16 protein-coding genes and 1 pseudogene are annotated in these 20304 nt (G+C 53.2%); 6 read left to right on the top strand and 11 right to left on the bottom strand.

Annotated elements, in window-relative coordinates; genetic code table 11:
• The first annotated feature begins 51 nt into the window (after positions 1-51).
• On the top strand, positions 52-720 hold the full coding sequence (locus J0A68_RS13475; RefSeq protein WP_206578733.1) for a CAP domain-containing protein: 669 nt from the start codon (positions 52-54) through the stop codon (positions 718-720).
• A gap of 172 nt (positions 721-892) precedes the next feature.
• Here J0A68_RS13475 and J0A68_RS13470 read toward each other — a convergent pair whose 3' ends face one another.
• Genes J0A68_RS13470 through J0A68_RS13460 form a run of 3 tightly spaced genes read right to left on the bottom strand, consistent with a single transcriptional unit; the run spans position 893 to position 4258 of the window.
• Positions 893-1471 carry a Maf family nucleotide pyrophosphatase gene (locus J0A68_RS13470; RefSeq protein ID WP_236025593.1) on the bottom strand — a complete coding sequence of 193 codons (579 nt, stop codon included), beginning with the start codon at positions 1469-1471 and terminating at the stop codon, positions 893-895.
• Positions 1452-2762, bottom strand: coding sequence for a DUF1015 domain-containing protein (locus J0A68_RS13465; RefSeq protein ID WP_206578732.1), 1311 nt, complete (start codon positions 2760-2762; stop codon positions 1452-1454). The genes J0A68_RS13470 and J0A68_RS13465 overlap by 20 nt, the downstream gene beginning before the upstream one ends.
• Positions 2762-4258 (bottom strand): acetyl-CoA carboxylase biotin carboxylase subunit, encoded by a 1497-nt coding sequence (locus J0A68_RS13460; RefSeq protein WP_206578731.1) that lies wholly within the window; start codon positions 4256-4258, stop codon positions 2762-2764. The genes J0A68_RS13465 and J0A68_RS13460 overlap by 1 nt, the downstream gene beginning before the upstream one ends.
• Positions 4259-4437: 179 nt before the next feature.
• Here J0A68_RS13460 and J0A68_RS13455 point away from each other — a divergent pair, with 179 nt between their 5' ends.
• Together J0A68_RS13455 and J0A68_RS13450 are read left to right on the top strand one after the other, a co-directional pair.
• Positions 4438-5688 carry an aminotransferase class I/II-fold pyridoxal phosphate-dependent enzyme gene (locus J0A68_RS13455; protein ID WP_206578730.1) on the top strand — a complete coding sequence of 417 codons (1251 nt, stop codon included), beginning with the start codon at positions 4438-4440 and terminating at the stop codon, positions 5686-5688.
• 102 nt (positions 5689-5790) lie between these two features.
• Complete coding sequence (locus J0A68_RS13450; protein WP_206578729.1) at positions 5791-5967, top strand: BF3379 family histone-like protein; 177 nt, start codon at positions 5791-5793, stop codon at positions 5965-5967.
• A gap of 68 nt (positions 5968-6035) precedes the next feature.
• On the opposite strand, the gene J0A68_RS13445 is transcribed toward J0A68_RS13450, so the two are convergent.
• From J0A68_RS13445 to J0A68_RS13435, 3 genes are all read right to left on the bottom strand, one after another.
• Positions 6036-7874, bottom strand: coding sequence for a M1 family metallopeptidase (locus J0A68_RS13445; RefSeq protein ID WP_236025592.1), 1839 nt, complete (start codon positions 7872-7874; stop codon positions 6036-6038).
• 126 nt (positions 7875-8000) lie between these two features.
• Positions 8001-8594, bottom strand: a complete 594-nt coding sequence (locus J0A68_RS13440; RefSeq protein WP_206578728.1) for a TetR/AcrR family transcriptional regulator — start codon at positions 8592-8594, stop codon at positions 8001-8003.
• A gap of 302 nt (positions 8595-8896) precedes the next feature.
• On the bottom strand, positions 8897-9601 hold the full coding sequence (locus tag J0A68_RS13435) for an NUDIX hydrolase (RefSeq protein ID WP_236025591.1): 705 nt from the start codon (positions 9599-9601) through the stop codon (positions 8897-8899).
• Between the two features lie 343 nt (positions 9602-9944).
• Here J0A68_RS13435 and J0A68_RS23170 point away from each other — a divergent pair.
• Positions 9945-11169: pseudogene (locus J0A68_RS23170) on the top strand (APC family permease).
• Positions 11170-11177: 8 nt separating this feature from the next.
• Here J0A68_RS23170 and J0A68_RS13425 read toward each other — a convergent pair.
• From J0A68_RS13425 to J0A68_RS13415, 3 genes are all read right to left on the bottom strand, one after another.
• Entirely contained in the window at positions 11178-11621 is a 444-nt protein-coding gene (locus J0A68_RS13425) for a DUF1572 family protein (protein WP_206578727.1), read from the bottom strand.
• Positions 11621-12451 (bottom strand): N-acetylmuramidase domain-containing protein, encoded by an 831-nt coding sequence (locus J0A68_RS13420; protein WP_206578726.1) that lies wholly within the window; start codon positions 12449-12451, stop codon positions 11621-11623. Before J0A68_RS13420 ends, J0A68_RS13425 begins: the two co-directional genes overlap by 1 nt.
• A 76-nt stretch (positions 12452-12527) precedes the next feature.
• Positions 12528-13943: a DEAD/DEAH box helicase gene (locus J0A68_RS13415; RefSeq protein WP_206578725.1), complete on the bottom strand. Its 1416-nt coding sequence runs from the start codon at positions 13941-13943 to the stop codon at positions 12528-12530.
• 183 nt (positions 13944-14126) lie between these two features.
• Between J0A68_RS13415 and J0A68_RS13410 the strand changes: the two genes are divergently transcribed.
• Positions 14127-15185 carry a carboxypeptidase-like regulatory domain-containing protein gene (locus J0A68_RS13410; protein ID WP_206578724.1) on the top strand — a complete coding sequence of 353 codons (1059 nt, stop codon included), beginning with the start codon at positions 14127-14129 and terminating at the stop codon, positions 15183-15185.
• Between the two features lie 18 nt (positions 15186-15203).
• Complete coding sequence (locus J0A68_RS13405; protein ID WP_206578723.1) at positions 15204-17072, top strand: gamma-glutamyltransferase family protein; 1869 nt, start codon at positions 15204-15206, stop codon at positions 17070-17072.
• A 77-nt stretch (positions 17073-17149) separates the two neighbouring features.
• Here J0A68_RS13405 and J0A68_RS13400 read toward each other — a convergent pair whose 3' ends face one another.
• Both J0A68_RS13400 and J0A68_RS13395 read right to left on the bottom strand, forming a co-directional pair.
• Positions 17150-19279 carry an SMP-30/gluconolactonase/LRE family protein gene (locus J0A68_RS13400; protein WP_206578722.1) on the bottom strand — a complete coding sequence of 710 codons (2130 nt, stop codon included), beginning with the start codon at positions 19277-19279 and terminating at the stop codon, positions 17150-17152.
• Positions 19280-19302: 23 nt separating this feature from the next.
• On the bottom strand, positions 19303-20127 hold the full coding sequence (locus tag J0A68_RS13395; RefSeq protein ID WP_206578721.1) for an HpcH/HpaI aldolase family protein: 825 nt from the start codon (positions 20125-20127) through the stop codon (positions 19303-19305).
• Positions 20128-20304: the final 177 nt, after the last annotated feature.

The following is a 20304-nucleotide window of genomic DNA, read 5'->3' as shown; positions in this document are numbered from 1 at the left end:
TCCAAAATAATTCCCCTGGGGATTCGTCCTATCTGACGAGTAAACGAAGCAATGAGAAGCCTGCTAACCCTGAGTTTTATCCTGATCTCTCTGTGCGCCAGCGCCCAAGACTGGACAGTCCAATCCTACGCCAATTACAATGAGAGCACCTACCACAACATCGCGGCGCTGCATGAGGCCATTGACTTCAATAGCGTCAATTTTCCCCTGCTCCAGGCGGCCATCTTCTATGCAACCAATGAGGAACGGAAGAAAGCGAAGCTAGCTCCCTTCAAATTTCGGTCGGAGATCGAGAACGTCGCCTCGGGACATGCCCAGGACATGGTCAAGTATGGCTTCTACTCCCACACCAGCAGAATCCGAATCAAGCGGACCGTCCAGGATCGATTCCATCTAGAGGGGCTCAATCCCCAATACTATGCGGAAAACATCTGCTCTACCTACGGCCTCCAGTACCAAACCGGAAGAAAGGTCAATCCGCCCTATCCCTCCGGTGTATTCACCTACGCGCGCACCTCAAAGCGGGAAGTAATCCCGCCCCATACCTACCTCACTTTTGCCAAGTCGGTGGTGAAGCTCTGGATGGATTCCCCCGGACACCGCCAAAACATCCTCAACCCGCAGTTTAACAGTTTGGGTTGCGGAGCCAGACTGTACCTCGAAAAAAGCGCCTACAACATGCCCTACTTCATGGTCGTGCAGAACTTCGGAAGTCTCTGACCAGTCTTGTAAATCGTTGGGAAGTTTGCAAGTCGAAAGGTCTGAACGAGATGCAATTGCTTGGAACTTGAAATTCCGAAACCGCAATTGGGGAACCCCGAGCCCGACTGTCCAGACTCGGAGAATTGCGAGCCGAGACGCCGTCAATCGTGCCTCTACAGTCGTAGATTCCTTACTGCCACTTTTTCAGCTGCTGATAGACCAGATGCTGTGGAAAGCCCATCACCGTGAAGTAAGATCCCTCGATGCTGGTCACGCCGGTAAAGCCAATCCACTCCTGAATGCCGTAGGCTCCCGCTTTGTCAAAAGGCGCATAGTTGCGGACGTAGTGCCAAATCTCCTCCTCATCCAAAAAGCGCAGGGTCACCTTGGCCTCATCTTCGAGGGTTACGCTTCTCTTGTGGTCTTTGATGGTCACGGCCGTCATCACGGTGTGGGTGGTGCCGGACAGGCTCTTGATCATCTCAAAGGCCTCCATGTCGGAATTGGGCTTGCCCAGGATCTTGCCTTTCACGATGACCACGGTATCGGCCGTGATCAGGAGGTCCTGCTCGGCGAGCGCATCCGGAAAACTGTCAGCCTTGAGCCGGGAAAGAAATGCCGCCGCGTACTCGGCTGGAAGATCCGGCGGGATCGTCTCGTCCACCGAGTTGACCTTTACTTCAAAGGCCAGTTCCAATCCCCTCAGCAGCTCCTGCCGTCTTGGGGAGTTCGAAGCCAGAATGATGCGTTTATCTTTTAATTTGCTCAAAAAAGGCTCCATAGTCGTATTCAAATTCATCTTGTTTTATGCTGCCAAAAAGCAACCCACCGAGTGCTTTGGGGTAAAAGTAAGTAGATTTTTGGGGCATCAAAGCGCCCGTTTTGCAAACCTCCAAAACTTGCTCCAGCTCGATCTCACGGGTGATCACCGCAAAGCTGGCCTCTCCGCTGCGTACCTCGCGCAGGCATCGGGAGAAGTTGCGCTCGAAAGCCAAGAGGTCCGATTTGCGCTGCTGCTCGGGATCCATTCCGAGGATTTTCCCAAACAGTACGTCGTGCAGCACGACCAAATCCAAACTGCGCAAAGCCTCCGGCAGCTCCGGCCTCACCTCGGCAAAGCGCTCCGGCTTGAACTTGGCTACGTAGGCTTGGTTCCTAAAAATCAACCCAAAAGACCATCGTCTCTGGAAAGTATAGGTCGCCAGCTCCTCCGCGTCGCCAAATACCCTGAGGTCAAACCACTCTCCCAGCCGCTCCAGCAGCTCCTCCCTGGAAAGCACGGACCCATAGAAGAGCCGATGGGTCGGCAGGATCTTCAGGTGGTTGCCGTGGACATTGGTCAGGTACATGAGGTGGTAGTCCGAGCCCTTCCATACCGAGTCGGGAAAGGCGTCTGCCTGTTCCTTGCGGTACGCGATCGCAGCCTCCAGCCTATGGTGTCCATCCGCAAGGATTATTTTTTTGTCCGCCATCACCGCCAAAAAACGTGCGATCTTGCCGGGCTCTTGAATCAGGGCCAACACCTCCCTCACCCCTTGGTAGTCTTCCAGCTCGTACAAGGGCGAAGCGATTGCCGCGTCCATGTAGGCCTCCAGTTCACCGGATTCGTCCTCGTACAGGCCGTGCGTAGGACTAGGCTGGATCTGGGTGTTGCGGAGCAGCGCTATGCGGTCGTTGACCGAGGAGACGATCGTACTCTCGTGGCGGAGGATCTGCTCTTCTTCCCAGTCGTAGGCCTTGATGTGTGCGATAAATCCCTTCCGGCAGCGCTCCTCATGGTCGCCTGGCAGCCGGAAATACTGGTAGTACACGTAGATACCGGGCACCTCGTCTTGGACAATGGTACCCTCCGCCTTCCAGCGCTCCAGCAGTTGCTGGGCCTTCTGCGCTGGGTGTTCGCCCTGGGGTACGGAAAGATGGATGCTGTTCAGCGGGTTTTGGTAGAGCAGTTCCCGCTGCTTGGAGGACACAACGTCAAAAAGCGGCGCCGTGAGGTCTTCCAGTTTTTCACTCAATTGCTCGCTGTATCTCCAGGCTTTGAGGGGTAAAATCTCGGCCATCAGAGCAAGCGGTTTTTCCATTTGGTAGAGGGAATCGGGCTCAGCGGACGGGTGGGATTCGCACGCTTTTCTTCCCTTTCAAAAAACTCCACCGCCAGGGCGGCAAGCAGTTCCTCTTCCTCCGGCGTAAACACCGGATCCAGCATCTCAGGGGAAAAATGCAGCTGCACAAACTTGGTATTGAAGTCACCGGAGACAAAAGCCGCATGCTTCAGCGCAAACCGGCAAAAGTCCAAAGTCGTCTGTATGCCCGTGATCCGGTAATCGTCTATAGCCCGGACCATCCTGTCAATGGCGTCCTGGCGGCTTTCCCCGTGGGTGATGAGCTTGGCAATCATGGGGTCATAGTAGATGGGGATGTCCATCCCTTCCTCAAAGCCGTCATCCACACGGACTCCCGGTCCCTGAGGTCTTCTATAGGTTTCCAGCCTGCCTATATCCGGCAGGAAATTGTTTTTGGGATCCTCGGCATACACCCGGATTTCGATCGCGTGGCCATTGATCCTCAAGTCCTCTTGGGCAAAAGACAAAGGTTCGCCCTCGGCGATGAGGAGCTGCTCCCGCACCAGGTCTTTGCCCGTGATCATCTCGGTCACCGGGTGCTCCACCTGCAGGCGTGTGTTCATCTCCAGGAAGTAAAAGTCAAGGTTTTCATCCACGATGAACTCCACCGTCCCTGCCCCGTAGTAGTTGCAGGCTTTGGCCACGCCTACGGCAGCCTCTCCCATGGCCCTGCGCATCTCCGGAGAGACTACCGCGGAGGGAGCCTCCTCGATCACCTTCTGGTGGCGACGTTGGATAGAGCACTCCCGCTCAAAAAGGTAAACCGTATTTCCATGCTGGTCTCCCAGCACCTGTATCTCAATGTGTCTCGGCGAGCCGATGTACTTTTCTATAAACACCGCGCCGTCGCCAAAAGCAGACTGCGCCTCGGACACTGCGCGGTTCATCTGCTCCTCAAAGTCCGCCTCCGAGTCCACGATCCGCATGCCCTTGCCCCCGCCTCCTGCAGAGGCCTTGATCAGGATGGGATAGCCGATTTCCCCTGCCCGGGCCTTCGCCGCGGCAATGTCGGATATGGCCTCCTCCGTGCCCGGAACGAGCGGAATATCATAAGCCGCCACGGCCTGCTTGGCCGCCAGCTTGGAGCCCATGACCTCGATAGACTGGGGCGAGGGGCCGACGAAAAGCACACCGGCCTCGGTGACCTGTCTGGCAAAATCCGCGTTTTCCGACAAAAAGCCGTAGCCCGGATGCACGGCATCCACTCCCAGCCTTTGACAAACCTTAACAATCTTCTCGCCCAGCAAATAGGACTCTTTGGAGGGCGGAGGGCCCAGACACACGGCCTCGTCGGCAAACTTCACATGGGGAGAAAGGCGGTCGGCCTCCGAATAGACCGCAACGGTAGCAATGCCCATTTCCCGGGCTGTTCTCATGATTCTCAGGGCTATCTCTCCCCGATTTGCTACCAGCAGCTTCTTGATTTTCGGCATCGTCAATACATTTTCCCGGGACTGTCCAAGGGGCTAAAGCGAAGTAAGGAAAATAATCCGAACTTTTTGGGATGGCTTTTTGATAAAAACAGTTTTTTGCTTCGGAGGCATAATAGTCTTATTTTTGGCGGATTTTACTGAAAAATCAACATTCGCATAAACACTAAATTCAAACTGCTTTGGATCTATTTGCAAAACTAAAAACGAATATGGGCCCTCTGGGCAAACACTCTGAGTTTGCCGACGGCTATTGGTCATTCCCAAAACTCGAAGGTGAAATTGCCCCTAGGATGAAATTCAAGGGCAAGGAAGTTTTGACCTGGAGTCTAAACAACTACCTGGGGCTTGCAAACCATCCCGAAGTACGGAAGGCCGATGCGGACGCCGCTGCCAAGTGGGGAGCCGCCTATCCCATGGGCGCGCGCATGATGTCCGGTCAGACCAATCTCCACGAGCAACTGGAAGACGAGCTTGCGGCATTCGTTGGCAAAGAAAAATCCTACCTGCTAAACTACGGCTACCAAGGCATCATGTCGGTGATCGACGCGATCCTGGATCGCAAGGACGTAGTGGTATATGATTCCGAGTGTCATGCCTGCATCATCGATGCCTTGAGAATGCACATTGGCAAGCGCTACGTATTTCCGCATAACGATATAGAAAACTGCGAAAAGCAGCTGGAGAGGGCCACCAAGCTTGCTGCCGAAACCGGCGGCGGGATTCTGGTCATAACCGAAGGCGTATTCGGTATGACCGGTGACCAGGGCAAGCTCAAGGAAATCGTCGAGCTGAAGAAGAAATTTGAGTTCAGAATCCTAGTGGACGACGCGCATGGCTTTGGCACTATGGGCCCGACCGGCGCCGGAACTGACGAAGAGCAGGGCGTGCAGGACCAGATCGACCTCTACTTCTCCACCTTCGCCAAATCCATGGCTTCTATTGGGGCATTTGTCGCCGGCGATGCCGACGTGATCCTCTACCTGAGATACAACATGAGGTCCCAGATCTTTGCCAAGTCACTGCCGATGCTGCTCGTAGAGGGCGCGCTGAAAAGACTGGAGCTGCTCAGATCCCAGCCAGAGCTCAAGGACAACCTTTGGAAAATCGTCAACGCCCTGCGCAAAGGACTTCATGACAACGGATTCAGCACAGGCAAGTCCAACTCGCCAGTGACTCCAGTGGTATTGAACGGCACCGTGGGCGAGGCCGCGGCGCTTTCCATGGACTTGAGAGAGAACTATGGCATCTTCTGCTCCGTGGTCATCTATCCGGTCGTGCCTAAGGGAATGATTATCTTGAGATTAATTCCGACGGCTGTTCACAGCCTCGAAGACGTGGAAGAAACGGTCACCGCTTTCGCCGCTGTAAAGGACAAATTGGTCTCCGGAGTTTATAAAAATTCCGAACTAGCTCTTTCATTTGGCGAATAAAAAAAAAGGTAAAAAAAAAGGCCTCTGGATTGAATTGGTAAGTATTTGGGCTATATTGAACCAAAATAAACTTATCATCAACCTATAAAATAAACTTTTACTATGAGCAGATTTAGTGAAGTAAAAAATCTTGTATTGAGCCTTGAGGGTGATTTCGAAAAGTTCTATGACAAGGGGAATCAGGCAGCTGGTACCAGAGTGAGAAAGGGTATGCAGGAATTGAAAAACCTTGCGCAGGAAATCCGCACCGAAGTTCAGGACAAGAAGAACGCCGGTTGATCCAATAAAAAATTAAAAGGTGGCTTTTGCCACCTTTTTTCTTTTGATATTATATAATAAAGTGGAGCCTAAAACTCCACTTTATTATTTTCCTGCTCTAGGTCAGCCAGCCTTTTGCTCGGGTCTATCTCCACAGACTTGATCGTCCTGAAGTCCCTGGTCAGCACCAGCGTCTTGGTGGTGTTGGTCCAAGGCCAAGCCTCGGTATGAATGCGCTCTGGCATTCCTTTTTCCGCTTCCTTTTCTCCTCTCATGATTGCCAGCGGCAGGTAGATCATCTCCGAAGTACCATCCTTGTAGGTGATTACCAGGTCGATAGGCATTGGCATCAGTCCGATTCTTTCCAGCGTGATTTCCGTGTTGTCGGCGCTTGGTCTCACTTCCTTGATTCCGTAATTGATCGTTTTGGTCGTGTACACAAAGTACTCTTTGTACCAATCCAGTTCCAGTCCGCTCTCTTTTTCCATGACACGGATCAGATCGTTGACATTGGGATGGCGAAACTTCCAGGTGTCAAAATAGCGCAACATGCCCCTATCTCTGGTCTCGGCTCCGATCACATACCCCAGCTGCTCCAGGAATACCGCCCCTTTGGAATAGGCGGAAGTGCTGTACGCGGAGTTGAGGTTGTAGTGGTCGGCGTGTGTGGAAAGCGGCTCTTCCGCACCGGACTTGGCAAGCTTGTAATAGCCGCCGTAGGATGAACGGAGGGGGTTGGCACTTGGCTGGAAAATCTCGGACATCGCCAGGCTGCTCGCGTAGCTGGTGAAGCCTTCATCCATCCAGGAGTAAAGCGACTCATTGCTTGCCAGCACGCCGTGAAACCAGCTGTGGGCCAACTCGTGCACCATCACACCTGCCAAGCTCGGAAGGGAGCGCTCGCCGGTAATCAGGGTGGACATCGCGTACTCCATGCCGCCGTCACCTCCTTGGATCACAGAAAACTGCTTGTAGGGATATTGGCCGAAATGCTTGGAAAGGTATTCGATCGCCTTGGGCGTGATCGCCTTCAGCTTCTCCCAGTTTTCCGAAGTCTTCTCTCCGGGAATGTAGAGATGATGAACCGTGATGCCATTGGCCATCTCGATCTTGTCATGCTTGTACTTGGGATCGGCAGCCCACATGAAGTCATGGACTTTGGGGGCTACAAAATGCCAAGTGAGCGTATTTCCCTTTGGCGAGGCGACCTTGTCCCCTTCTCCCTCATAGCCATAGCCGACTTCTGCGCCATTTTTCACATAGCCGGTACCGCCTAGCACATAGGACTTGTCGATGGTGATCTTCACGTCAAAATCCCCCCAAATGCCGTAAAACTCCCGGCCAATGTAGGGGTTGGCATGCCAGCCCTGCTCATCGTAGTTGGCCATTTTCGGATACCATTGGGACATGGAGTAACGCACTCCCTCGGCGTTGTCACGGCCTGAGCGACGGATCTGCAGCGGCACCTGGCCCTGAAACTCCATCTCAAAGGTCACCGTGGAGTTGGGCAGCACAGGCTCCGCCAAGTCCACTTCCAAGATAGTCTCCACCTCCTTGAATTTGACCGGCTTGCCGTTCATCTTCAGACTTTTGGCATGCAAAAACCCGATTTCATCCGGCTTGAGTTTGCTGATGCGATCCCCCACCCTTCTATCCGGGTCGGCAATGGTCCGAGACCTCACATCCATCATGCTTCCTGGCTGGAAGGCATTGAAATACAGATGGTAAAACACCCTCTTGAGTGTATCTGGGGAGTTGTTGGTGTATTGGAGCTCTTGGACGCCCGTGTATTGATTGGTCTGGACATCCATTTTGACATCCATTTTGTAATCCACTGCTTGCTGAAAACGGCCCGTTTGGGCCTCGGCAGCCAGCGCGAAGGCAAAAAGAAAAAGCCCCAGAAAAGGCTTTATCGTACGGTTGAACATAGTTAATCGTTAGTTTTTCGGCAAAGAAAACGATTAGCGGAAGCCTGCCCAAACCAGCTATATAAAATATGTCGCGAGTCCACCGAGAGGACGGGCTAGAGACTCATTGTCAGCAACTTCCAGACGCTAAGAATATGCAAGCGATCGCGACGGCTGATAGCCTGCCACCAGCCTCGCCTCCTCCATCAGCTCCCGAAGCCACTCAAGGCCGAAACTCTCCTGGCTGGCCCTACAGTAGATCGCGTCCCGGGTAAGCGCCCAGAGCTTGTCCGCCACCTCCACAGACGACTCCAGATAGTCACTCCAGACCGGAATCACGGCACCGGCGATCCTGAGATTGAAGTGCTCCAATACTTCTTGAAACTGCGTCACTTCCCTGTTTTTGACCAATTGGATCTGAAAAAACACCACTTCCCTGTGCGCTACCATGAGGTTCATGTAGTCCGGATCGAAATCCCGAATGGCGCGAATCCGGTAGGTGATGGCATCCAATCGGCTCAGGTGCTCCTGCATCAGGCTGTCGACGAAAGTCTCCCGGTCTTTGAAAAAGTAGTAAAAACCCGACTTGTTCTTTTTCATGCTTCTCGCTACGCGCTCGACCTGGATTGCCGATGGGCCCTCGGAAGAAAAAATGGCATATCCTTCGTCCAGCCAGTTTTGCATGCTCCCCCTCTTCCCTGCTCCTGTCGATTTTCCTATTTTTCCAAAATCCAAATTCATAAAACGCTGATAATTAAGACCAACAATGAAAAATATCTCAGATTAAATGTACTATATACATTTATAAATGTAGCAAAATAAAACCCAATGTCAAATGCCTTTGTGGATTCTTTGGCAGAAGGAAAATGCGGCTCCAGCTGTCTCAGGAAGGGATTTGGGCTGGAAAAGGGCAAATAGGCCAAACATTGAAAAGATCAGCGCCAATCTGAAAGCCAATAGGCAAATATCGTGGCGGAAATCCGCTTTTCCGGTAGAATAGCAGACCCAGAAACTTGGACTTCTATGGCAAAATGACTGGTAGGCTAAAACCCGAAGTTGTAGCCTTCTTGGGATAGCTGGCGATAGGTCTCCTGATTAAACTTGTACAAAAAAGATCCCTTCTTGGACGTGGACTTGTCCTTTTTGGTCAGGGGAATCAAGAGACCGGAATTCAGCAGTTTTTTGCGGAAATTTCTGCTGTCGATCGGGTGGTCAAAGATCGCTTCGTACACCTTGAGCAGCTGACCCAGCGTAAACTCCTCCGGCAAAAGCTCAAAGCCAACCGGCTTAAATCTCGCTTTCTCCCTCAGGTTGGCGATGGCCCTTTCCACCATATCCCTGTGGTCCAAGACCAGATCGGGGATTTTGTCCAGAGAAACCCACTTGGCTTCATGGGACCGGACATTGAACTCCAGATGGTTTTGGTCCACCCGGATCAGGCTCCAATAGGCGATGGACACCACCCGGCCTCCGGGATCTCGGTCCAGCGCTCCGTAGCAGTGCAGCTGCTCCATATAAATATCCTCCAGTCCCGTGAGTTCAAACAAAATCCGCTCTGCAGCGGTATCCACAGACTCGTCCCGGTTCACAAAGGATCCCAGCAAAGACCAGGCACCTGCGAGGGGCTCCACCTCCCGCTTGAAAATAAGGAGCTTCAGCTCGGTGTCTTGTACGCCAAAAATAATGCAGTCTACTGCGATCAGCAGGGGTCTAACGTTCTCGTAGAGGAGAGCGAGGTACATGGTCATCGAGCTCGGATTTCAGGTCAATTGTATGGGTTGATTGTGCGGTATGCATCTACTAAAGATAGGAGATGAACTTTCCCTCGCCAATTTGCCGCTATTGAAAAAGAACAAAAACCACAAATCCACCAACTTTTGTAGGTCTTTTAACACGCCATCAGGATGATTCAAGATAAAATAGTCTGGATCGCAAGTGAATCTTCTGGGTAAAAAAACCCCAAGCCTTCCGTTGCCCGCTTGGGGTGCAGACTGTATTTTGGGGAAATTTACCGCCGCTCCAGCCAAACCATTGAATCTCCAACCCAACAAAATCTCCTGGCGCTCTGCCGCAGCTCTGGTCATCGCCAATATGATCGGAACCGGAGTCTTCACCAGCTTGGGATTCCAGCTGGTAGAGGTGCAAAATACCTGGTCTATCCTCCTGCTATGGACACTTGGAGGACTAATGGCCCTGATCGGGGCCTTTGTCTATGCTGAATTGGGGACGCATTTCCGGAAGACAGGCGGCGATTACATCTTTCTCTCCGAGACCATCCACCCTGCTGTGGGCTATGCGTATGCTTGGATCTCTTTGACGGTAGGTTTTTCAGCGCCCATTGCCATCGCCGCCATGGCGATGAACGGGTACCTCTCCCCCATTTTTGGTGGCAGCAGCTTGCCAGGCTTGTTTTTTCTGCTGGCGGTGCCGCTCGCCCATGTCTTTTCAGTCAGCCGATCCGCAAAGATCCACAATGCCCTGACCCTGGTGAAGATACTTTTTGTGCTTCTCTTGGTTCTGCTGGGCTTTCTCCTCCCATCCCGAGTCGGGCTTCCCTCCTTGGACTTTTCCGCCTCCTGGCGGGACGAGGTCTTGCTACCCGGGTTTGCAGTGTCGCTGATCTACGTATTCTACGCCTACACCGGCTGGAATTCTGCCGCATATATCATCGAGGAGGTGGGATCAGCCGGAAAAGAACCTCCCCAAGGCCCTGATCTGGGCAACCCTCGCCGTGACGGTTTTGTACGTGCTGTTTCAGCTGGTGCTGCTCAAGCATGCATCCGTGGAGCAGCTGTCCGGGAGAGTGGAAGTGGCCGACCTGGCCTTTGGCAACCTTTTCGGAACTGGAGGAGCACTGGTGGTCAGTCTTTTCATCGGGATACAGCTCATCGCGACGATCTCGGGATACGCCTGGGTCGGCCCGAGAATCACCTATGCCATTGCGCGGGACTTTCGGCTCTGGAGGCCTTTGGCCAAAGTCAATTCCCATGGAGTACCAGTAAGGGCTGTCCTGCTCAATACCCTGCTGAGCCTAATCCTCTTTCTGTCAGGCTCATTTGAGCAGATCATGCTTTACGCAGGATTTGTGCTCCAACTCATGGGTACTATTACCGTTTTTTCCTCGCTCAGGATCACCAAGCAGAATGGTTTCAAAAGTCCCCTGAAACCCTGGATCCAATACATCTACCTGATTTTCAGCTCAGCCGTGATGGTGTACCTTTTCTGGGACAGACCTGCCGAAAGCATGGCTGGCTTGGGCATCGTGGCCCTGGGACTGCTGCTTTTCCTCTTTGACCGCAAGGTCTCCGAAAAGTAAATCCCCCTCTATTCCAACAGGCGACGGTGGTAATTGACCTGACCGAGGTGATAGTTGAAATGCCCGTAGAGGTGCACCAAAAAGTATCCGATCGACATCTCGTAGCCAAAAAACTTCTGTATGGAGATCTCCCCAAGTCTGCTGGAATCCAAGGCTAGAAGGGATTTGGAAACGATCTCTTTCACCTCTTCCAGCTCAGCGAGCAGTTCCACTCTGGCGATGCCCTTGGCAGCAAACTCCCGGTCGCGATCCCGGGTGTAGGGAATGCCCCCCATATCCAGGCCAATGAAGGTGCGCAGGTTGCCAAAAAGGTGGATGGCCAGATTGCCGGCCGAATTGGCAATCTCCCGGTCCACGATCCAGATTTTGCTCTCCTCGGTGTAGGCTGCGAGTTCTTTTCCCAGCCGATCCAGGTCTCTTTGAAAAAGTCGGTTTATTTCTTCGGTGTTCATCAAGATTGGTTTAAAAACTTCTCATAGGCTTTCGCCATTTTGATATCGTATTTGTTTTGGGCGTAGCCCGGTCCATTGTAGCATTTTGCAAAAGCTGCCCAGTTTTTTGCCCTAAGATGGGAAATGCAACCAAAGGCCGTAATGTACCTTCCGAAGGCCTCCAGATGGTTGCGCTCATGCACATACATCTGGTCGACAAACTCCTGCACGGAGGCATATCCCAACTTGGCCGCGTGGTAGCCCATGATCTGGTAGCTGCCCCAGGACGCTGAGGACAGCGCAGCGGACTTCACCTTTGGGTCTGCCAAGATAGCGGCGGCCTTTTCCATGCGCTCGTACTCTCTGGGCCCGCCCACGTAGTGCGATCGGGTCCATTTGTAATACAGCACGTCTGCATTGGAGGCATTGGCCAGAGGTGACGGATCTATGCCGGCCTTCTTGAGCTGATCCCAAAAGACATGGCCCTCAAACAATATCTTGGGTCGGCCGTCCACAAAGAACCCCTTTCCGCTGCTCTCGACCTCATTGACCGCCTTGACTGCCGCCAGCTCCAGATTGTGCCGGTTGGCGAAGTCCTTCAGATCCTGTTCCGACAAAAACTTGTCCCCCAGCGCCTGGGCGGGCTTGGTCTTCTCGATCAGAATGGTCCAAGTCTTGATTCCCACTTCTCCGTCGGAGACCAGGCCACTTTTCAGCTGAAAGTCCCGCACGGCGGCGTCCGTCAAGCTGCCAAAGTATCCCGTCGCGGGAATCTGATAGCCGAGTTTGACAAGAAGTTCCTGGAGATAGGATACAGAAGAGCCTCGGGATTTCAATTTGATGGTCTGCATGGCGTGGGGGTTAAAAATGAAAAGTACTTCAAGATACCTGAAGTACTTCACAAATGCCAAAACAAAGACCTGAAAGTCAGGACTCGATCACGTTCTTGCGCTGTCCAAATTTGCTGGGTTTTTCCGCGCTAGCCGGAGCGCTGGACTCTGACTGCGGAGCGTCTGTTTTTGGGGTTTGGGGCTTTTTTGGCCGGTGCTTTTGGCGGGAGTTCCCCTGCTGTGGCTGTCCTTCACCAGTAGGCTTTTGGCCTCCCTCAGCTGCGGGTCTTTGGCCCGGCTTTTTCTTTTTCTTGTTCTTGCTTTTCGGCTTGGATCCGGCCTGCTGTCCGCCACTTGGCTTGGCTTTGTCGCCGGAATATTCCGGGCCTCTTTCGAAGTCCTCAGGCAGGGGATTTTGCGTCACCTGCATGCCGATCAGCTTCTCGATGCGGACAAACTTGTGTTGGTCTTTGGGATTGACAAAGGTGATGGCCTCGCCTTCCTTGTCGGCGCGCGCCGTCCTTCCGACCCGGTGCACGTAGTCTTCCGGATCACTTGGCGTGTCAAAGTTGATCACCAGCTCAATGCCCACGACATCGATCCCCCTGGAGATGATGTCTGTACCGATGAGGATCTTTACTTTCTTGTTTTTGAAGTCGGACATGATCTTCTCCCGCTCTACCTGCTCCAGGTCAGAGTGAAAAGCCTCAATCTCAAACTGCTTGCGAAGCACTTTGTAGAGTGCTTTTACCTTGTCCTTGGTCGAGGCAAAAATAATCACCGCCTCATAGGCCTTGCGGGAAAGGATGTGGCGGACGAGCGCCTCCTTTTGTCCATCAAAGACCGAATACATCGACTGGGTCACGCCCTCCGCCGTCTTGCCGATCGCGATGGAGATCTCCTCGGGATTGCGAAGGATCTTCATACTAAACTGCCGGATCTTTGGAGGCATGGTCGCAGAAAAGAGGATGGTCTGACGATCCTGCGGAAGGTAGTTGACGATCTTGAGGATGTCATCCGAAAAACCCATGTCCATCATCCGGTCGGCCTCATCCAGGATCAGATGCTCCAGCGTGGTGAGGTCGATCTTTCCCCCAGCCAGCAGGGCAATCAGACGTCCTGGTGTGGCGACTACTATTTCGGCTCCGGTCTCCAGTGCTTTCTTCTGCTGCTCCCACACGATGCCGTCGCCACCGCCGTAGATCGGCACGGAGCTGACACCGAGAAAATAGGAGAAGCCCTGGATCTGTTGGTCGATTTGGATAGCCAGCTCCCGGGTGGGCGCCAAAATCAGCGTATTCAGCGTGTTGGTGCCGGCTTTGGAGATCTTGTTGAGTATGGGAAGTACAAAAGCGGCGGTTTTTCCAGTCCCGGTTTGGGCGCAGGCGATCAGGTCTTTGCCTTCAAGAATTACCGGAATTGCTTTTTCCTGTATGGGTGTGGGGCGGTCAAAGCCCATGGCATCGAGCCCTTCCTGAAGCGAGGACTCAAAATTGAATGATGTAAAACTCAAACTAGTGGTGATTTATAAGGGAAAATCGGCCTTCAACACAGATGGCCCTTTCAAATATACGCCCTTAAACCGTAGAAAGCCAATCGATAGCCTCTGGATCGTCCCCATGCCGGTCCAAAACAATTGAATTGGCAACAATCCAAGCTTTGTTTTATATTACTAGACGGTCCAATTGCCCCCCTGATGCGATACCCCCGCCTGCATGTCTTGCTGCTTGCCTGCTTTCTCCTTGGGATGCACTTCTCATCCCAGGCGCAAAACTACAGCCTGAGGGGACGGATTTTGGACTATGATACCAAGGAATACCTGGAAGGTGCTGCCGTGACACTCCGCAACACGGCCTTCGGAGACCTCACCAACGGAGCGGGTAATTTTCAGATCGAAAACGTCCTCGCCGAGAAATATGTGCTCGCTGTCGCCTTCTCAGGCTACAACACCCTGGAAAAGGTCATACGCCTCGAGGAAGATTTGGATCTGGGAAACCTATACCTTACCAAATACGGCAGCGAAGGCACGGGAGCCGCCTTGCAGAAAACCATCCGGGCGACCAACGTGAGCCGCCTCCTCACCGAGCGCCCCAACATGATCGGCAATACCCTGTATGGAATCCCGCCCGAACCCAAAAAGGTCGAAGGCAACTTCTACCTCGACAACCAGTGGAATGTAGCCTCCATCCTACTGTACCGCGACCAAGCTGTGCTCGAGGGCTTTCGCGTGCGCTACAACATCAACTCCAACATGTTTGAACTGATGGAGCCGGAAAAGAACTTGGTTTCCGTCATACCTGGCCTGCGCATCCAAAACATCGTGTGGATGGACAGCAGCTACAAGGTTCCCCGCTACTTTGTCAACGGCATGGATTTCATGGAGGACGGCGTGCCGATTTCCGGCTTTTTCGAAGTGCTCGTGGAGGGTGAGTTGCCGCTGATGCGCAGGACGATGGCGGTTTTTAAAGAATCCAACTACAACACCGCGCTGATGGTGGGCAACAGAAACGACCAGATCATCAAGCGAAACGTCTATTATTACCTCAAGGAGAAAAATCTTTTTGAGGTGCCCAAGAGACGAAAACATCTCTTTCCGATCTTTGGTGACAAGGCCGAGGAAATGGAAGCCTTCGTCACGGCAAACGAGATCGACCTCAAAAAGAACGGAGCCATCTTCCAGCTCTTCACCTATTACAATTCCCTATTTCCAGGCTTTGTCCCCATCATGGACCAGCTTTTGGACGAAAATGACTAAGCACTACACCTAGTACCTATGAGAAAAATCTACCTATTCGCTTTCCTTCTCCTCTCTTTTGGCTCCATGGGCCAGGGCCTGCCTGGGCTCGGAGCAGGCACCATCGGCACCAACAAACCCATCCTTCATGGCAAAAACTGGGTAGCCATCACCGGCAAACCCCTGGCTGCGACGGCCGGAGCGCAGATCTTCCAGCAGGGCGGCAATGCCGTCGATGCCGCCTGCGCGATGATCGCAGCGACGTCCACCATGTGGGACGTGCTCTCTTGGGGCGGGGAGACGCAAGCCTTGATCTACCATCCCGAAGAGAAAAAAGTAATCGCCATCAATGCCCTCGGCTACGCACCGACCGGAGCGACCGTGGACTTCTACCAATCCCAGGGAATGGCCTACCCTCCGGAATACGGCCCTCTCGCCGCCACCACTCCCGGTACGCCCGGTGGGATCATGACCATGCTGGCAGAATACGGAAAGCTCAGTCTGGAGCAAGTCCTGAAGCCCGCGATGGACCTTGCCAAAGGCTATCCTATCGAGGCCCAAACCGCCAATGCCATCGAGGCCCAGAAAAACCGCATCAAGCAATGGCCGTATTCCAAGGCTGTCTTTTTGACCCATTTGGGAGAAAAAAGGGAAGGTCCAGAGGCAGGAGAAATCTTCGTCCAGGACGACCTTTACCAAACGCTGTCCAAGCTGGTGGCCGCGGAGCAAGAGGCTCTGAAGGCTGGAAAATCCCGAAAGGAAGCCATCTATGCCGCCTACGACCGCTTCTACAAAGGAGACATCGCCAAGGAAATCGTACGGGGGACGAGGGAGCAAGGCGGACTCTTCACCGAGTCAGACCTCGCCAATTGGAAGGTGAAAATCGAAGAACCCCTGCAGGTCAACTACAAGGGCATCGAGGTGTATAAGCTGCAGGAATGGACCCAAGGTCCGGCTCTGCTCCAGTCCCTGAACATCCTGGAAAACTTTGACCTGAAGTCCATGGGCTACAACTCCGCCAACTACATCCACACGGTTTACCAAGCGATGAGCTTGGCCTTTGCCGACCGGGACTTCTACTATGGCGATCCGGCCTTTGTCAACTCTCCCATGAAGGGCTTGCTTTCCAAGGAGTATGCAAAAGAGCGCGCCAAGCTGATCGGCTCGACCAACGACCCCAAGATCACAGCTGGCGATCCCTATCCTTTCCAGGGTGAAAGCAATCCCCACAGCGAGCTTTTGAAAAAACAGGCCCAGGCACTTGCTGCACTCAGCCCAGCCGAAATAGACTCCCAAGTGGACGAAAAGTTCCTCTCCGAGTTCCAAAGCGGCACCACTTCGGTACAGACTGCGGATGCGGAGGGGTGGGTGGTTTCCGTGACTCCGAGCGGGGGCTGGGTTCCGGCCGTGATCGCGGGAAACACGGGCGTAGGCCTTTCCCAGCGCATGCAGAGCTTTGTCTTGGACAAAAACCTAAACCCCTACAACCTTCCCGAACCGGGCAAGAGACCCCGAGTGACGCTCACGCCCAGCATGGCGCTGAAAGATGGCAAGCCGCTCTTGGCCTTTTCCGTGCAGGGCGGAGACTCCCAGGACCAAAACCTCCTGCAGTTTTTCCTCAACGTGGTAGAGTTTGACATGAACGTGCAGGAAGCCGTCGAGGCCGCCAACTTCAACTCCTACCAAATGCAGAGCTCCTTTGGGGACCATGAAATCAAGCCAGGCGCGATCACCCTACGGCAGGACACGCCGGACTGGGTACGCCGGGACCTGCTGAAGCGAGGCTACGTGATGGATTTTTGGGGGAAAACCTCCGGGCCCATCACCGCCATCTGGCTGGACTGGAAGCACGGCACCCTCTGGGGTGGCGCCAGCAACTACGGGGACGACTATGGGATAGCTTGGTAGATTGTTTTCCAGCAAAACGCCCTAAAAAGACCCATCCGAAGCAATAAGCTTCGGATGGGTCTTTTTTTTCACCCAACTCAGTTGATAATCAAGCGATGGTACCTCGCCATGTAGTAGGTCAAAAGGTAAAAAGTCCCCTCCTGTTCGGCCATTCCACCTCCGACCTCTCTGTACACTAGCGCAAATCCATCCCTGTCCTGCCGCACGTGTCCCCGCTCGTCTACCGGCACTGCATAGGTATCATATCGCCAGCCAATCCCAGGGTTTTGACCGGGAGTCGGATCCAGCTGTACATCCAGCCTGTGGGTGTTGTCCATTTCGTACCCGATCATGTCCAGGGGAATCCGCTCTAGGGTTTCTACGATGTCTTCGCTTCGCGCATCCCAGTCGCTGTACGATTTCACCTTGTTTGGTGCATAGAGCTTGTTTTCGGGATACACTACCTCTGGATCAAACAATCCTCTTTCCGCATCCTCGGTAAACTTCTGCGCCAAAGCTCCATAGATGGTATTCCAAAAGGCGTTCTTTTGCTTGCTGATATGCAGCCAAGTGTTCTCAAGTGCCTCTCGATAGATCAACAAAAGTGCTGGGTCTTTTTCATAGTTGATCAGGCCATAGAAACTCATCAGGGACAGGTTGTTGTCCCAAGGCACAACATTTTCCGGCGGAAAAAACTCCTTGGCATGCATGGCATTGATGTGATAATTGTACTGATCACGAAGCATCTTGGCCGACGCCTCATATTTCGCATCTCCGGTCACATGGCTCGCCACGTTCAAAAACGACAACATCATCATGGAATTCAAGCCTCTCTGATCCCAACCCCAAATCGAGGCCATGTACTCGGGAGAGAAATTCCCCCAACGGGTCGGCAGCCCATCGTAGTCCCGAAGCACAAAACCGTTTCGGATCAGGTGATCGGTGATGTCCGCCACCACTTCCCGGACCATGGCTTTTTCCTCCTCTGTCTCGGCCACCAAGTCGTAATAGACCGCATAGAAAAAGAAATGTCCAGCAAGCTCATCAGAACTCGTGTCGCACTTCCATCGGTAGTTTCCATCCTCACTGGTCGGGAATCGGGGATAAATGTCTTTCCAGAAAGGGTCAGAGAGCTGGTGACGCTTGTTGTACTCCCTGCTGTATTGCTCGTTGACGTCCTCGCGATAATCGATCGGGATGATCACGCGTGCCGGAAAGCCCGGTTCGTGGGTGATATCCACCAGCCACTTACAGGCCTTCAGGCTTCTGTCGGCAAGTGCTTTGGCCTCCGGGTCTCCTGTCACCGCATAGCGAAATGCCTGCGCTGCGCCGTACATGGAGGTGTACATGCCGTCATTGTCCGAAATCCCCAGCTGATAGGAGCTTTTGTCAAACGGCACCTGCAGGTTGTTGGGCGCGACAAAGCCCATCCTCACGTGACGGTCTTCGGTAAGCTTCGTAAAAAACGCCGCCTTTTCCTCAAAAGTCATCGGCACGGAAGCGATCTGGCTGATCCCCGCGTCGGTGGCAATCCATGCTGCCCCAAACTCGTCTACCGCAATGTCATTGACAGCGTCGTCAGGCAGCCAACGCCGACTAAACCGGTAATAGAAATAGTCGTCTTCCACCCGGATGGCGCCTTTCTCTGTTCCAAACCAAACCTCTCCGTCGGGTCCCGCTGCCGCGCTGGTGAAGTGATTGTAGGGAAGTCCTTCGGCTCCTGTGAAGAGCTTCCATTTCCCTCCAGCCAGTCGACCTACTCCCTGCTGCGAGCCAAACCAGAGGTTTCCCTTGCTGTCGACCACCATCGCCGCCACTTCCCTTGGCGACCAGCTATACTTTTCGTCCGCAGGAAGTACGGTCTCCCAGGTGCTCCCGCCTGTGTTGCGGTAAAGTCCCTTTTCGGTGCCGACCCATTGCTTTCCCTGGTAGCTGATGGCGGATAATATCTTCCCTACTCCTGCCGGAAGGTTCTTTTCGGGAAGATGCTCGGCCTCGATTTTATTTTTTGAGGCTATCCATCTTGTTCCGTTGAATTCAACGAAAGAGTCCTTGGACTGAGCCGTTGGGACAGCATTGATGATCTGAATACGGTTGATCGTCCCTTCAGGTAGCCCATACTTCGAATCATGGATCGTCGCCACATCCTGGAAGAAGGTTTTTTCCCTTTTCGGAAATGTAAATGCCGCACTCACCAAGAGTACGAAGGCTGCAATATAGAATTTCATTAGCTGGTGGTTTGTTTTAGCGTTTAGACAGTGACGGATTCCTCTGACCCTCCATTGTGGCCAAAATCTCCCGTAGAGGACTTGATGTGATGGAGGTCGGCGCGGAGTCTTTGGCTGAACAGGGCCATATCCGAGCTATGGACCACCATGTTCACTCCCTCTTTGATCCAGTCGATCTGCCGCTGGGGCTCCAGGGAAAAATGGATTCCCACTCCCAGCCCATTCTTTCTGGCCTTCTGGATGATCGTTGTGACCGTGGCGACAAAATCCGGATGGTCGTATTGCTCGGGAATCCCCATATTGATGGACAGGTCATGCGGCCCGATGAACACCGCATCCAGCCCCTCAATGCCCAACAAATCATCAAGCCGCTCCACAGCCGGGATGCTTTCGATGTTGGCGATGCAGAGGTTGCCGTGGTTGAAGCGATCCAAGTATCCTTTTAGCTCGGCCGAAGGATTTTTCCCCCTGAGCATTTCTTCCAGTTTTTCCCCTTTCAGCGGACGGTATTTGATGGCTCCTACCAGCTCACGGATTTGGGTTGGGTTTTCCAGGTAGGGAGCGATCACGCCGATGGCGCCGTCATCTAGGGCTTGGCTGGCCCGATAGGGGTCTGGCCGACGGATTCGCACGATTGGCGTCAGTCCCTTCGCTTGGTAGGCCAGGCACATCCGAGAGAGATCCGCGCGGTCAATGGCGATATGCTCGGTGTCCAGAAACACGAAATCCAATCCCGAATCGGCGACTACCGATACCCAGCGGGGGGCATTGCTCGTGACGCAGGTTCCATAGACGGTTTTCCCCTGTACCAATTTTTGTTTTAGATCGTCCTTTTGAAAGTGGGACATGGTCATATCAGCTGGAAAAGTCATCCTATACCAATGGAATACCCGATGACGATGGAATCGTACTACAGGAATTTCCTGAATTTGAAGAGCTGGCAAAAAAACCTGCTTTAGAAAATTCTCAGGCGATTGATCTAGCCCCAAGTGAGTAGCGAATAGCCCTTTCCGCTCCATCGAGGG

This window comes from Algoriphagus oliviformis (assembly GCF_017254915.1).
Lineage (GTDB): Bacteria > Bacteroidota > Bacteroidia > Cytophagales > Cyclobacteriaceae > Algoriphagus > Algoriphagus oliviformis.
Note: the sequence above shows the minus strand (reverse complement) of the source record. Positions and strands in the feature narration are given on the sequence as shown.